The sequence below is a fragment of the Kitasatospora sp. NPDC058190 genome (assembly GCF_042883685.1).
Taxonomy (GTDB): domain Bacteria; phylum Actinomycetota; class Actinomycetes; order Streptomycetales; family Streptomycetaceae; genus Kitasatospora.
In genome coordinates, this window is sequence record NZ_JBHVVI010000032.1 from 1 (window position 1) to 13,669 (window position 13,669).

Here is a 13,669-nt window from a genome sequence, read left to right on the forward strand (position 1 = left end):
GCTTGGTGGGGTAGAGCTGGTCCATGCTGCCCTCGGGTAGGTAGCGGCGGGGGAAGGCGATCCATTCGTCGTGGAGCTCGAAGAGCACGGCGGTGACCAGCCGCAGGAGCGCGTCGTCGTTCGGGAAGACCTGGACGACGTCGGTGCGGCGTTTGACCTCGCGGTTGATCCGCTCCAGCGGGTTCGTCGATTGGATCTTGATCACAACCTCACACGGACCCAAGCTCCCGGGCCTCCCGGGCCGTCCGACCGGACGGCCCGGGAGGCCCGGGCGTAGCGGTGGTCGAGCAGGCGATCGCCCTGGGGGTGGAGCGGAGCTAACGGGGGCTGAGCAGGCAGAACTCGTTGCCCTCCGGGTCGGTCAGGATCCGCCACGAGATGGCGGACTGGTCGATGCCCGGGTCGGAGGCGCCCAGAGCGCGCAGCCTGGCCTCCTCGGCTGCCGGGTCGTCACCGCGGTAGGGGCTGATGTCCAGGTGGACGCGGTTCCACCCGCTCTTGGTGTCGGGGGTGCGGACGAACTCCAGGTAGGGGCCGACGCCGTGGGCGGAACGCATGGTCGCGTGGTCGTCGGCGGCCTCGTGCACCGTCCAGTCCATTGCCTCGCCCCAGAACCGGGCCATCGCCCGCGGGTCGGTGCAGTCGACCACCACTGCGGCGATCGGCCCGGTGTCCCGGTAGATCTCCCGGGGCTCCAGGACGCAGAACTCGTTGCCCTCCGGGTCGGCCATGACCGTCCAGGGGACGTCGCCCTGCCCCACGTCGGCGAGCGTCGCGCCGAGGTCCTTCAGGCGTGCGACCAGCTCCGCCTGATGGGCCGTCGAGGTGGTGGCCAGGTCGAGGTGCACCCGGTTCTTCACCGTCTTGGGTTCTGGGCGGGCGATGAGGTCGATGCAGACGGCCGCGGGGTCGGGGTAGGCGAAGCCGACCGGTTCGAGGTTGGTCACGCCGGGGCCCTCGCTGTCGACACCCCAACCGAGTGCCTCCGCCCAGAACCGGCCGAGCGCGGCGTCGTCCTGGGCCTTCATGTTGATCTGCACGAGTCGTGTTGCCATGCCGTAGATCCTAGATCCGGAGTCGGCCGGTTTCAGCGGAGTTCCAGGGCGTCGAGCCACCGCTCCGCGCACTGTTGCCGCCGGCTCGGTCGCCCCCTTCGTGGTGTGGCCGATCAGTTGGTGGGCTCGTTGGTGGTGTTGGGTAGTGCGGGGGCGCTTTCGTCGAGCTCGGTGGGGTAGATCCGGTCCATGCTGCCCTCGGGTAGGTAGCGGCGGGGGAAGGCGATCCATTCGTCGTGCAGCTCGAAGAGCACGGCGGTGGCGCGGATTCGCCACAGGCCTGCGCAAGGACTGGGACGCGGTCATGGCCGACCTCACACTCCGCTGGAACTCCGGCCCCGTCGAGGGGCCACGTCAACCGCATCAAGATGCTCAAACGCCAGATGTTCGGCCGCGCCAAGCTCGACCTCCTCCGCAAGCGCGTCTTGCTCGCGACCTGAAGATCACTACGGCGGCTTTCCCGGAAATCGTGCCGTGCGGCTCCAGGTTCCCAGCCATGGCGGGGCGCGAGCTGTCGGCGGCGTGCTCTACCGTCCCGACCATGACAGCTGCTGTGGCCTGGACCGACGACGAGATCGTCGCCAAGATCCGAGAGTTCGCGGACAGCAACGAGTTGCCTCCGCCCGCACCGGTCGAGGCCGCGGACGAGTTCGAAGCCACGGTCGGGTGCCCGATTCCGCCGCTGCTGCGAAGAATCTACTGTGAGGTCGCCAACGGTGGATTCGGAGTTGACTCCGAAATCGTTTCTCTCACCGACACGGGCAAGTGGTACAGCGACGAGGAATCCCTTCTCTCGCTCTACCGGGCGGTGTCGTCCCCGCCACCCGACTACGAGGTGAACCGCCCACCGCACGTCGTGCCGCTCGTGACCCTCGGGTGCGGCATCTGGTGGTGCATCGACCTGAACACACCACACGGCAACATGTGGGGTCTGGACGGGAACAGCCGCTGCACCCGCCACCTGTTCTTCCCAGAGAAGTTCACCTTGGCCGAATGGCTAATCGACTGGCTCGAAGGGAACCGCACCTTCCCTCACGCCCCAGCGATGGATGGCTGCCCCGACTGCTGATACGCCTTGGGCACTTCACGGAACTCGCCAGAGCCACTCTGCCATGGCCACCGACACGCTCCCGAACCTCTGATCCAGGGCCCACACATGATCTGACCTCACCTCACCCCGAGGGACTTTCGGGGTCGACCAGTTAGAAGCCGTTGTCGTACCGATCGAGGGGGTTGCCGATCGAACGAGTCCCGATCGGGCGATCGCGGGGTGGTCGGCGCTTACACCATCCGCTACCTGATCGACAACGGGATCAAGTGGCGGGCGATGCCCGCAGACTTCCCGAGAGCGAGAACGCATGCTGCGGCTCGGTCGCCCACAGTAGAGCCACCCTGGGCGGTCGTTCTCCATCAGACCGGTCACAACGAGTCACCCCAACGCCCGGGACGGAGAACATCCGGCGCAGGCAGAGGTGGACAGCCCCTCCGACAGCAGCCACCCCTGCAATATATTCCCGTTTCCGCCGCCACTCCCCGATGCCTAGCTCGGAAGAACGGCTGGTCAGAATTCCGTTTGTCCCCGCAGGGTAAGGGCGGGAAGCTCATCGTGTCGTTGACGCGCCAACTCTTGAAATCCGAAGAGCCCCGCGCACGGCCTGCTGTTCACGGATCAGCTGCGCGAGTAGGCTGACAGAGAAAGAGGATGAAACATAACAATATTAAGAGGTTGATATGTCAAGCAATGGAACTCGGCGAAGAGTCAGACGGGCAACGGGGCTAAGCGCGGCCGTTATGACGGCGGTCAGCGTACTCGTCGGCGGTGCCACCACTGCATTGGCAGCACCCACCTCGCCCGCGACTGGCGCCATAGTGGCATCCGCCTCGCAGGTTGTGCCGAACCAAGGTGGTGGCGGTGGCTACGGTTATGAGGATGGCTACAACAGTGGCACCAGATGTGAGTACCTTTCTCCTACTAGCGGAGCTGCTCTCCCGTCTGCTCTTGCGGATAATCTAGCGAAGGCGCAGGCCGGTAGGGATCCGACTGCTATTAGGCTGGCACAAACCGCGGCTTCGGAGTACAAGGCGAACTTCGGCCAGGGATACCATGCGGGCGCGGATCAGGCTGGTTGCGCCGAACGTAATCACTACGTGGGCCCTAATCCTCAGGCTCCGCAGCATACCGGTCCGTCCAACACTGGTCCGTCCGGCCACGGCCCGTCCTTGACTGGCCCGTCCGGCCACGGCCCGTCCTTGACTGGCCCGTCGAGCCACGGTCCGTCCATGACTGGCCCGTCCAATACCGGCCCGTCGACGACTGGCCCATCGACGACCGGCCCGTCCATGACCGGCCCGTCCACGACTGGCCCATCGACGACCGGCCCGTCCAACACCGGCCCGTCTGTGCCCTGCAGGCCAGGAATTGACCCAGCCTGCTCAACCCTTGCCCCTCCGTCCACGAGTGGCCCGTCCACGAGTGGCCCGTCCACGACTGGCCCGTCCAATGCGGGCCCGTCGACGACCGGCCCGTCCACGACTGGCCCGTCCAATGCGGGCCCGTCCACGACCGGCCCGTCGACGACCGGCCCGTCCACGAGTGGCCCGTCCACGACCGGCCCGTCCACGACCGGCCCGTCCAACGCCGGCCCGTCGACGACTGGCCCGTCCACGACCGGCCCGTCCAACGCCGGCCCGTCGACGACCGGCCCGTCCACGACCGGCCCGTCCAACGCCGGCCCGTCGACGACCGGCCCGTCCACGACCGGCCCGTCCAACGCCGGCCCGTCCAACGCCGGCCCGTCCAACGCCGGCCCGTCCACGACCGGCCCGTAACGCACATCTTGCCTCTGCCAATTAAGTAGCCGTTGTCGTACCGATCACGGGTCAGCGGATGTATGAAGACAGGGCCTCCGGTGCAGCTCCTGGGTGTTGAAGCCGAAGAAGCACCGGGAAGGCCCTGTTGCCGCAGCTGGATGCCATCGCGGCGGAACTGTCCAACTCGACGCACGCGCAGCGTAGTTGCCTCGCGCCGGTACTGGAACGCGGCCGACCAGGGCGAGCGTCTTCGACGCTACGACTCTGACATGACGGACGCCGAATGGCCGAGGTCAGGGACCTGCTGCCCGTGCCGGCACGGATAAACGGCAAGCTGAGTGCCGATAGCAGCGCCCAGGCCCAGGTGCCCACTGACAGGTGATGTCGCGGAGATCCGTACAGAACCGCGCTGTACGGTGTCGGGCCAGTGGAATGCCACCGGCCCGCCGCTCAGGAGCGGCGGGCCGGTGAGAGGAGGCCGATTCAGACCTCGGTGGTGGCGGCGAACTTCACGAACGCGTCCCATGTAGCCGGCTCGAACGCCAGCTGGGGGCCGCTCTTGTCCTTGGAGTCACGCACGTGGACGACATCCGGGGTCTTGGCGACCTCGACGCACGCGGCACCCTCGTTGCTGCTGTAACTGCTCTTGAACCACGCCAGCTCGGACATGCTCACTGCTCTCCCAAGATCTTCTCGATCAAGGCCAAGGACTCCCTCATCGTGAGCGCCTGCCCCCTGAGGGTGCCGTACCGTGCGGCCATCTTACGGACTTCCTCGGGATCCGTGATCAGCCTGTTGACGTGCTGCACCTCGACGTATGCGATCTGCGATCGCCCGCTGGGAGTGAGGAGGATGAAGGAACCGCCCATGCCGGCGTTTTCCGTCCTGTCGAGCGGCATCACCTGCAACTCCAGGCCTCGGATCTCGGCGACCTTGAGGAGGTGTCGCAACTGCTCCTGGTGTACGTCCCAACCTCCCAGCGGGCGGCGAAGGGCGCTCTCGTCAATCACCCAGCTCATGACTGGCAATGGCCATCGAGTCAGGATCTCCTGCCGTTCCAACCGCGCAGCGACCCACTTGTCGACCTGCTCGACGGAGAGCCACGGCCTGCGCATGTCGTACAGCGCCCGCGCGTGGGCCTCCGTTTGGAGCAGGCCAGGAATGTGAAGGCTGCTGTATTCGTGGATCTCGATCGCCTTCGCCTCCTCCTGCGTGAAGGCCCTGGAGAAGGCCGGGTGTCGCTGGGACACCCGAATCTTCGCCTTCATCACGTCGTCCGCGACGAGCCTCAGGGCTCCACCCGCGTTCAAGAGGTCGTCGACCTTCGTCAGGTACTCGATTCTCGGGGTCCGCAGTCCCCGCTCCACGGCGCCGACCAGGTCTTCGCTGTAGCCACTCAGCCTGGCCAGCTCCTTCTGCGTGATCCCGGCCCGCTCGCGGAAGAACTTGATCAGCTTCCCCACCGCGCTGTAGAACTCCGCGACCCCCTCGGATCCCTCCGGCAGATCGCCGTCCTCGAAGACCGTTCCCTTGACACCCATCGCAGCTCCCATCCTGACTCGCCGCGCTTCCGATCGATTGATCCGGAGTCGGCCGTACATGCCGACCCTCCGCGTCCGCACAAGCACTCTCCGTGCCCGCCGAACTCATGGTCAGCGTACGTCCGTCCCGCCACGCTTTCTCCCATGACCACCCAGATCCCCCTCGACAACCCCCGCAGCCACACCACCACCCTCGCCGGCACGCCCAAGGGCGCCGCCATCTGCCGGCGCATCGCCAGACGTCAACTCGCCACCTGGGGGCTGGACTCCACGCACACCGAGCCGTTCCACTCCGCCCTGCTCATCGTCGCGGAGTTGGCCGCGAACGCGATCACGCACGGACGCGTTCCGGGGCGTGGCTTCGAACTTCACCTCGCCCTCACCACCACCGCGCGCCGGGGCACCACCCTCCGCATCGAGATCAGCGACCCGCGCGGCGACCGGCTCCCCGTCCTCCCGACCGTCCACGTCCCCAACGCCCAGTCCGGGCGCGGCCTCACCCTCATCAACGCCCTCTGCGACCGCTGGGGCACCATCCCCCGCCACCCCAACTCCAAGACCGTCTGGGCCGAACTCGACCTGGCCACCACCCCCGATGCCATCTGAACCCCGCCATAGCGAGGGCCACGCAACCCTCTGCACCCTCCTCCCCGTCGCCCTCCTCCTCGCCCTCCTCGCCTGGGCCCACCCCCTCACCGCCCACAACCACCAACCCCCACACCCCACTTCAAGCCCCACCGTCACCCCCTGAAAACAGCGGGAGTGGGAAGTCGGCCCCACCGACATCCTGCTCCCGCCATGTTGTGTCGGCGCCACCGGCATCGGGCTGTGACGGTGGTCATCCGTCGTCGAACGACACCATGGTGACGATGTCCTGCCGCACGTTGTTGCGGGCTGTTCCGGCGGTGGGTTCGTCCGGTGAATACGCGCTGACACAGATCCAGGTGCCGGCCGGGATGTCATCCCTGGCGCCCACCGGGGGCAGCTGATCCCCGTCGAGGGCCAATGGGTCCGGCGATGAGGGACCGGCCCACGAACTGCACCGGACCTGGGGCGAGTTCAACACGGGTCCCTGCCATCGAGACCCGCCCGCAGCCGCGGCCATCCTCCCGGCGGAGGACTCGATGCCCCTCGCAGGGGTGATCATCAGACACTGCTTCAAGCCGATGCCCGGCGCCGGCCGGGTGGGGAAGATCGGCCCATGCGATTCAAGACACTTCATCCATCCCCGACGGTCGGTGACACCGCGCGACCGGTCCCCAAGTGGGCCATCCGCTCCGCCCAGGTCATACCCCTGGCCGTCCTGCCATCGTGCATCTGGCGCCTGCCGTTCGCATTCAACTACGAGATGGGCCAGGTCTACGCCGTCCACAAGACGTGGCACTGGTGGGTGATCCTCTACGTCTTCGGGCTGAGTCTTCTCTCCGAGGGGCTCGCCTACATGTCCTTCGGCCTGGTGGCCGGATGGGGCGAAGTGGTTCCTTCCTGGATCCCGTTCGTCGGCGGCCGACGCGTTGCGCCGCTCGCGGCGATCATCCCGGCCACCTTGGGCGCTCTGGGGCTGATCGCACTGTGGGACCAGCTGCCGTTCGGCTTCCTCAACGTCGGCGGGTTCCACATGGTCGGGTACTCCAGCGGCTGGTGGAAGACCCTCGCGGCAACGGCCACTCTCCCGCTGACTCTGTGGGGCCCGCTTCTCCTGGCTCTGACGTACGCGTACTACAAGCGTCGTCGTGGAGAGTGACATGGACGGCGCTCGACTCCGGGCCCACCATGACGCGCCTGGAGGCACGTTGACGTCGGACAGGGCTGATGTAGATGTCCTGTTGGGGCGGGTGACGGCTCGGTCCACCGAGCGAGGCTCGGCCTCGTCGCAGCAGAGTCGGCTCAGCCCCGTGATCGTCGCCGTTTGTGCGGGTCACGGGCTCCGCTGGTCACGGGTTCCACTGGTCACGGGTTCCACACCGAGCCCCTTCCGGGTGCGCTGGAGAATCTGCAGGAGGCGCTCTTCGGTCGGATACCCGCCTGTGAGCAGCCGGTTGCAGTGAAGATGGACGTAGCTGGCCAGCAGTCGGTTCCGGGGCACGGAGAGCCGGCCGGCGGCCTCCAGCTCGGCCAGGCGCGCACCGGCTCGCGCGAGCTCGCTCCGCCGCTGCCGCAGGATCTCGACCACCGCATCACCCAGCAGGGCCGGGCCCTGGGGGGAACCGAGCAGCGCGCGCAGGCGCTTCTGACGGGCGCGGTAGTCGTCGCCGGCCTGGTGTCGGGCCTCCGCGGGGTGCTGTCGCACCTGGTCCGAGTACCAGTGCCCCCGGTCCTCGGCGCCCAGGCCGAGCCCGGCGAGGAGGTCGTCGATGGTGACGACGATCAGCTCGGCGAGATCGTCCGAGGGGCGTGCAGCGTCCGTGTGGTGGGCCAGCAGTCGCATCACGGCTCGGCTGTCGGCACAGAAGACCTCCTCGCTGGTGTCGGTCCCCTCCGTGCCGCCGTACCGCTCGAGCTCGCGCTCGTAGGTGTCGATGACGAGCCGTGAGACGAGGCCCTCGTCGGCGAGCCGGGACGTGAACCGGGTGACTTCCGGGAGCAGGTACCGGGTCAGAACGTCCGGGTTGCCCTTCCACCGCACGCGCAGGTGGGGGTCGGGGTCGGCGTAGCGGATGAAGAACCACTGTTCTGCGAGCCCGGACACCTCGGCCATCTCGCAGAGCTGCGTGAGGGGGCCGGTGAGGAGGAAGTTTTCCTGGTCGGGATCGCAGTAGAGCTTGGCGAACAGCCAGTTGCCTCCGGGGAGGCGCGTCCGGTCGCGGATCGATGCCGGGCGACCGTTGCCGCGCCGGGTTCTCCGGGCCAGTGCGGCCGTGCGCGCCGGCTCCGGTGATGTCGGCGTCGGGTGCAGGACGAGCGGCACCACGATCTCGCTCATGAAGAGGCCGCCCGCCCCGGGTATCCACGCGGCCGTCGTGTCCGGCAGTGCTTCCTGGAACACGAGCTGCTCCGCCCGGCCGGAGCGAGCTTCGGCTCGCAGCTGCTCGATCTGACGGGGATCGTCGAGGTCGAGCAGCAGCCGGTTGTCGGCCATGGTCAGGTAGAGGCGCGGCGGGACCGACCATGCCGCGCGCCAGGTGGTCACGTGGCCCGCGAAAGCCGTGTCGTCGGCGGTCCATCCGTCGGAACCGTCGACGGCGGACCTGAGCAGCCATCGCGCCGGGGAAAGGACGATCCGACCGTACTGCACCCTGGGCAGGAACGGGAACGCGGCCGCAGGCCCCCAGTCGAAGGGGGTGAACTCGGGTGATCCGTCACGGGACACCTCGTCGAGAAAGCGACAGACGGCGGGTGCCTGACGAACGTTGAGCATGTGGCGCGCGGTGGGGCGCAACGCGATGTCGAGGCTCCCCGACCGAAGGTGGAAGCGGTTGTCCCGGACGCTGACGAGGATGTCGTCGAGCAGGACAGTCTGGCGTGCGGGCACCCCTGCCGGGACGTCCAGCACGATCTCGTGGTCGCAGGAGGCGGGGCGTACGACGACGTTGGCCATGCGGTGGCTCACGGGAAGGTAGACGACCTCGGCCTGCGTTCCGGCGTCGGGGCGCGCACGGTACTCGGCCTCGGCCAGGCTGCGGAGCGCCTCCGTTCCTCGTGGCGCGAGGAGGTCGGCGAAGCGACCGAGCGAGCGGCCGGCGCTGTTGGCACCAAGGTTCGGTCCGACGACCACGAGGAAGTCCCCCCGGTCCACCGCCTCGGCGGACGTCGCCGCGACGAAGGCGGACAGTTCCAGGGAGACAGGCGCGAGCACGGGCGTGGGATTCCAGGTCTGGAGCTCCTCCAGTGCGGTGTCGGTCAGCTCGACGACGTGCTCTCGATCGCGCAGGGCGCCCAGCGCGAGGTCCGTGAGCACGCGCGCGCGTCGTGCGTCCGACTCCGGGACGCCGGACCGGCGTGACGCGTGCTCGTGCCCGAGTGGGCCGATCCCGGTGTGCTCGTCGAGCACCTCCAGTACGGGGACCTCCCGATCCTGGCCGTAGCGTGCGATGAACGCGCTCCGGTAGGCCGACAGATCGGGAGATCCCAGCGGCCGGGGCGACATCCGGAGAAGCAACTCGGCGGCCTGAGCGCACGCTTCACCCACGGAGGCGCTGACCTGGTCGCCCCCCAGGGGTCGCGCCATGTCGGTCTGGAAGACCGGTCCGGTCACGGGGTGAATGCCCCTGGCGCGCTGGGTGATGCTGCGCCCCCGGGCAGGTGCCTCGGCCGGCGGTGCGCTGTCGAAGCCGGACATCTCGGCGAGGAGCCCGGCGAGTTTCTCGGCCGTCCGGGCGCAGGAAGGTCGAGCGGCGAGCCGTCGGCACAGGTCGTCGGCCGGGTCCGCAGTCGTGAGCCTCGCTCGGAGATCGGTGACCAGGAGGTGTTGTTCCCACAGTTCGGCGAGCAGCCGGTCGACCTGTTCCGGGCTGCCGGAGGTGTGGTCCAACAGATGCTGATGCAACCTGGGGTACGGAACGGGGTGCCTGGCGGCTCGTAGAACCTCGCGCACGGCAGCGGTCAAGCGGACCGAGCCGAGGCCGTCCGCTCGGCCGTCGGCGAGACGCAGGCGTCCGTGGTGCTCGACCGCCAGTGGGTTGACCGTCCATCTGCTCTCCGTCCGGGTGGCCGAGTCGTTGTCCAGTGCCAGGCAGAGTTCCGTCAGCCACCCCATGTCAGGGCGGGTGCGGATCCGGTCGCGGTCGTTGCGCACGGACAGCGTCGTGTGCTCGCCCCAAGCCGCGAGGGAAACGGCCGCGCATGCGCCGTACGGGGTCGGCCGGGTTCTCATCCGGATCAGGTAGCGAACGAGTTTCAGCTCGGCTCGGGCCGTGTCACGCGCGTTCGCCTCCGGGCGCTGCAGGGCCTCCAGCAGGTCGGGGCTTGCGATGGCCAGCGCACGGAGAGCTCGCGGGTCCGCAAGGCTGTCACGCGAGTTGGGTGGGGAGGTCAGCTCCGGCCCGGCGGCGGGCAGCAGGGGCGTGCGGACGATCAGCCAGGGCGCAGGTTCGTAGAGCGAGCCGGGGCCCGCGCCCATGGCCCTTTTCCGCCCGCGTCGCGGAGCGGCAGCCTCCGAGCCCGAGGTCATGACAGCGCCAGCACCCGGTCCCACACCGGCTCGTGGTGTGTCGTCGCGGCGAGCAGGACCAGCGCGACCCCGGTCGCCCCGTCGAGGAGCCCTGGTTGGTCGACGAGGTTGCCCGTCGGCTCGACGGTCGCGATCCCCACCGGCCGGTCCGGATCGACGTGCGCCAGGATCTCCTCGGTGAGATCGGCGGCGGCCTGCCTGAAGACGGGCAGACCGGTGTCACAGGCGAAGCGCAGCGTTATCTGCAGGAGCCCGGCGACACCATGGCAGAGAGTCGGGGAGGCGATCCGGCGCTCGCGGATGGGCCGGCGGTAGACGGCTTCCATCGCTTCGATCGCCGTGTGGCAGAGCTCGTCGTCGGACAGCGCGCACCCTGCCAGCCACAGCGCCCGGGCGATGCCTGGGCTGCCGTAGCACCACGCACTGCGGGTGCACTCGTCAGCCGGTCCCTCCGCCAACGCACGGCCGTCGTCGACCAGGGGGACGAGCGCGGGCCAGGTGAGCCCGGCACCGTCGTGCTGCCGGTGGGACAGCAGCCACTGGGCCAGCGCACGGATGGCCGGCATCAATCCATCGACCTCGACGCCGCGGGCGGACGACAGCGCCATGAGCGCGAGCGGGCCGGGAATGCCGTGGGCCAGACCGCAGTTGAGATTGCCCAGGGGATAGCTGTTCGCCTGTTCCTCGTCGTGCATGAGCGGCGGTGGAGTGTGCCAGGCCGGCGGAGGCCCTTGGGTGAGGGCCAGACCGACCAGTGAACGCAGCACGTGCGGCAGTGCCGGGTGAGGGGGCCGGTCCGTAGCGGACGGGAGCAGATAGGCGGCAACGCCGCTCAGGCCCGAGATGAGGTCGAAGGCCGATACCGGCACACCGTTGCGTCCGTGCAGTGCCGCCGACTCCGCCAGGCACACCGCCGCGATTCGTCGATCCAAGGTCTGGCGCAGCTGCCGGTAATGACGACCGCGCCCCAGGAGTTCCGCGGCGAGAGCGACGCCGCTCAACCCGGTGAAGACGCTCAGCGGAGCGCCTCCGCGTCGTTCGATCGCCGCCACCGACCGCGCCAGATGTGCATGTCCGGCACGGTCCCAGCCCTCTTCCGGGAAACAGCTGTGCAGCTGGGCGCAGAGAAGTGCCTGACCGGTGTCCCCCTGCGCCATCGACACCGGATCCCAGTGCACCGATTGGGGGAACAGGGTCTGCTCGGCAGCCAACCCGACGGCAGTGTCCACCAGTTGGGGATCACTCACGCGGGCTGCGATGAGACGGGCGGCCTTCAGCGCCCGTGATCCGACGGCGGGCCCCAACTGCCGTACCCACGGCTCCCCGCCTCGCGGTCTCATATGCGGCACAACGGGTTGGCGGGTTGGCAGGTAGGGAAGCTCGGGTGGCACGTGTCGCACGTGTTGCAGGTGATGCAGGTGTTGTCGGTGTCGCAGGGAGGGCACGTCTCGCACGTTTCGCAGGAGACGCAGGTGGCGGTATGGCAATGACATGAGAGTGTCCCGGCCACCAGGGATTTCAGCGTCGGATGGCTCGGTCCCAGTCTCAGGTCGAGGTCGAAGGTGTCCAGGGGCTCGGCCGATTCGACCTGTGTGAAGCGTACCGTCGCACCACGTCGCAGGGTGGCCCTTGTTGCCTCCAGCCCGACAAACGGCGGCTGGTCCCTGCCGATGGTGGCTACCGACAGCACGTCCGCCATGGCGAACTCGGCGTAGTAGTCCAGCTGCTTGGTGAAGTACAAACGACGGTAGCCGGGGCGGTCACTGTTTCCGAGCAGGCCACTGAGAGTGATGGTCCTGACCGGCCGCTCCGACGGGCCGGCCAGATATTCTGACACGAAATCATCTTGTGGGCGGTCTCCGATTCCGCTCGGGTCACCGGATTCCGGATTCATGTCGGTCATTCTGACCTCGCAGAAGTTTCCCGTTCCGCGGACGGTTCGGGGCGGCTTTTGCCGAGGAGCGGCATGCCGCATGTCCGCCTCCGGGGCGCAGAAATCCAAGTCGCTCCGGCATGCTGGCGCTATGACCCTGATTTCATGTCGGAGTTTGCTCGAAGGACGCGCCCATGGGCCACTGTTCCCCCGGTCCATGGTCTCATTCGTCTACCAATTATGTTCTCTCCGGTGTCCGGCCGTCGCAACATCGCACGGAGCGCAGCACTTTCACGCCGCGCTGATCCGGCAGCAGGCGTCTGTCCGGTATGAGTCGTCCACTCGTCGACCGGAGCCGCACCGCCGACTGCGGTCCTGCTCGGGGGCGTGTCGTGACGCATCAACTGTGGGACGTGCCCGCCGGATCCGACGATCACGGCGTGCCGGGGTGAGGGGCCGGGCGGTGTCACAGGAGCGCCGCCGCCTCGCGGTCGGTGATCTCGTGGAAGTTCTCGTACCAGGGGCCGGCGGCGTGGGCGTAGCGGGGCAGGTGGAGGCAGACGAGGGCATCGACGTCGCGGCGGAGGTCGGCGGCGATGCGTGCGTCGCAGAGGGGTGCGGCGAGGAGTATTCGCTCGGGGTGGTAGCCCGCGACGGCCAGAACGGCGGCGCGGGCCGGCAGGGGGTCGATCAGGCCGTCGGAGACCAGGACGGCTGTGCGCCCGCACAGGGGGATCTGGTCGTGGCCCCGGCGGTACAGCGACTCGCGGCGGTGGACCTCGGCCCGCTCCCGCTGCACGCTCGCGGCCACCTCCGCCGGTGTGACCCGGAGGCTCTTCAGCGCGTCCCGGTCGAACAGCGGAGGGTCGCCGTCCGCGATGGCGCCGACGGGCCGGTCGTGGCCGGGCACCTTGAGGCGGCTCACCACGGTGACGTCGAGCGGGGCGTCGACGGCCCCGGCGATCTCCGCGGCGACCGGTAGTCCACCGGGCGCCAGGCCGAGGATGACGGCCCCGCCGTCGGCATGGCCGTCGAGGAGGGGGACGACGGCTTGGGCGAGTCGGTGCCCGGCGATGCTTCGGTCCGGGAATCTCGCGGTCATCCCGTCCTCCCGGTGGGTTCGGCCGGTTGCGGCCGGATGGTCCTGACTCTCAGCGGCTACCCAGCCGGCCCGTTCCCATCCGTGCGGGGCGTTACGCGGTGCGCAGAGCGGGCCGCCCGGGTGCCGGTCCTTCTGTTCCCGGTGTCGGCGGCCCTGTCGACGACCCTGCTGCTGGTC

Annotated in this window: 12 protein-coding genes and 1 pseudogene; 3 read left to right on the forward strand and 10 right to left on the reverse strand. The window is 68.6% G+C overall.

Going from position 1 to position 13,669, the window contains the following annotated elements; all coding sequences use genetic code 11:
• From ACFVWU_RS16880 to ACFVWU_RS16890, 3 genes and pseudogenes are all read right to left on the reverse strand, one after another.
• Nucleotides 1–196, reverse strand: a pseudogene (locus ACFVWU_RS16880) (transposase); the annotation flags it as partial.
• A 121-nt stretch (nt 197–317) separates the two neighbouring features.
• Entirely contained in the window at nt 318–1,055 is a 738-nt protein-coding gene (locus tag ACFVWU_RS16885; RefSeq protein ID WP_387620963.1) for a VOC family protein, read from the reverse strand.
• Nucleotides 1,056–1,168: 113 nt separating this feature from the next.
• Entirely contained in the window at nt 1,169–1,309 is a 141-nt protein-coding gene (locus tag ACFVWU_RS16890; protein WP_387620966.1) for a hypothetical protein, read from the reverse strand.
• A 287-nt stretch (nt 1,310–1,596) separates the two neighbouring features.
• On the opposite strand from ACFVWU_RS16890, the gene ACFVWU_RS16895 reads away from it, so the two are divergent.
• A complete protein-coding gene (locus tag ACFVWU_RS16895; RefSeq protein ID WP_387620969.1) occupies nt 1,597–2,124 on the forward strand; it encodes an SMI1/KNR4 family protein in 528 nt (175 codons plus the stop codon).
• A gap of 2,225 nt (nt 2,125–4,349) precedes the next feature.
• Here the strand turns inward: ACFVWU_RS16895 and ACFVWU_RS16900 are convergent.
• Together ACFVWU_RS16900 and ACFVWU_RS16905 are read right to left on the reverse strand one after the other, a co-directional pair.
• Nucleotides 4,350–4,535, reverse strand: coding sequence for a DUF397 domain-containing protein (locus tag ACFVWU_RS16900; RefSeq protein ID WP_387620972.1), 186 nt, complete (start codon nt 4,533–4,535; stop codon nt 4,350–4,352).
• A gap of 2 nt (nt 4,536–4,537) precedes the next feature.
• On the reverse strand, nt 4,538–5,407 hold the full coding sequence (locus ACFVWU_RS16905) for a Scr1 family TA system antitoxin-like transcriptional regulator (protein WP_387620974.1): 870 nt from the start codon (nt 5,405–5,407) through the stop codon (nt 4,538–4,540).
• A 144-nt stretch (nt 5,408–5,551) separates the two neighbouring features.
• On the opposite strand from ACFVWU_RS16905, the gene ACFVWU_RS16910 reads away from it, so the two are divergent.
• Nucleotides 5,552–6,013 (forward strand): ATP-binding protein, encoded by a 462-nt coding sequence (locus tag ACFVWU_RS16910; RefSeq protein ID WP_387620976.1) that lies wholly within the window; start codon nt 5,552–5,554, stop codon nt 6,011–6,013.
• A gap of 232 nt (nt 6,014–6,245) precedes the next feature.
• On the opposite strand, the gene ACFVWU_RS16915 is transcribed toward ACFVWU_RS16910, so the two are convergent.
• The gene (locus tag ACFVWU_RS16915; protein WP_387620978.1) at nt 6,246–6,383 is read right to left on the reverse strand and encodes a hypothetical protein; all 138 of its coding nucleotides are present in this window, start codon (nt 6,381–6,383) and stop codon (nt 6,246–6,248) included.
• Between the two features lie 225 nt (nt 6,384–6,608).
• On the opposite strand from ACFVWU_RS16915, the gene ACFVWU_RS16920 reads away from it, so the two are divergent.
• The gene (locus tag ACFVWU_RS16920; RefSeq protein WP_387620980.1) at nt 6,609–7,151 is read left to right on the forward strand and encodes a hypothetical protein; all 543 of its coding nucleotides are present in this window, start codon (nt 6,609–6,611) and stop codon (nt 7,149–7,151) included.
• Between the two features lie 174 nt (nt 7,152–7,325).
• Here ACFVWU_RS16920 and ACFVWU_RS16925 read toward each other — a convergent pair whose 3' ends face one another.
• From ACFVWU_RS16925 to ACFVWU_RS16940, 4 genes are all read right to left on the reverse strand, one after another.
• The gene (locus ACFVWU_RS16925; RefSeq protein ID WP_387620982.1) at nt 7,326–10,466 is read right to left on the reverse strand and encodes a lantibiotic dehydratase; all 3,141 of its coding nucleotides are present in this window, start codon (nt 10,464–10,466) and stop codon (nt 7,326–7,328) included.
• 47 nt (nt 10,467–10,513) lie between these two features.
• Nucleotides 10,514–11,746 carry a lanthionine synthetase C family protein gene (locus tag ACFVWU_RS16930; RefSeq protein WP_387620985.1) on the reverse strand — a complete coding sequence of 411 codons (1,233 nt, stop codon included), beginning with the start codon at nt 11,744–11,746 and terminating at the stop codon, nt 10,514–10,516.
• Between the two features lie 107 nt (nt 11,747–11,853).
• Entirely contained in the window at nt 11,854–12,411 is a 558-nt protein-coding gene (locus ACFVWU_RS16935; RefSeq protein WP_387620988.1) for a hypothetical protein, read from the reverse strand.
• A gap of 445 nt (nt 12,412–12,856) precedes the next feature.
• Nucleotides 12,857–13,492 (reverse strand): phosphoribosyltransferase, encoded by a 636-nt coding sequence (locus ACFVWU_RS16940; protein WP_387620991.1) that lies wholly within the window; start codon nt 13,490–13,492, stop codon nt 12,857–12,859.
• Between the last annotated feature and the right edge of the window lie 177 nt (nt 13,493–13,669).

Excerpts from the sequence above, each read along its gene's own strand:
- ACFVWU_RS16885 (WP_387620963.1), bottom strand. The coding sequence starts at position 1,055 with ATGGCAACACGACTCGTGCAGATCAACATGAAGGCCCAGGACGACGCC.
- ACFVWU_RS16900 (WP_387620972.1), bottom strand. The coding sequence starts at position 4,535 with ATGTCCGAGCTGGCGTGGTTCAAGAGCAGTTACAGCAGCAACGAGGGT.
- ACFVWU_RS16920 (WP_387620980.1), top strand. The coding sequence starts at position 6,609 with ATGCGATTCAAGACACTTCATCCATCCCCGACGGTCGGTGACACCGCG.
- ACFVWU_RS16905 (WP_387620974.1), bottom strand. The coding sequence starts at position 5,407 with ATGGGTGTCAAGGGAACGGTCTTCGAGGACGGCGATCTGCCGGAGGGA.
- ACFVWU_RS16910 (WP_387620976.1), top strand. The coding sequence starts at position 5,552 with ATGACCACCCAGATCCCCCTCGACAACCCCCGCAGCCACACCACCACC.
- ACFVWU_RS16940 (WP_387620991.1), bottom strand. The coding sequence starts at position 13,492 with ATGACCGCGAGATTCCCGGACCGAAGCATCGCCGGGCACCGACTCGCC.
- ACFVWU_RS16925 (WP_387620982.1), bottom strand. The coding sequence starts at position 10,466 with ATGGGCGCGGGCCCCGGCTCGCTCTACGAACCTGCGCCCTGGCTGATC.
- ACFVWU_RS16895 (WP_387620969.1), top strand. The coding sequence starts at position 1,597 with ATGACAGCTGCTGTGGCCTGGACCGACGACGAGATCGTCGCCAAGATC.
- ACFVWU_RS16935 (WP_387620988.1), bottom strand. The coding sequence starts at position 12,411 with ATGAATCCGGAATCCGGTGACCCGAGCGGAATCGGAGACCGCCCACAA.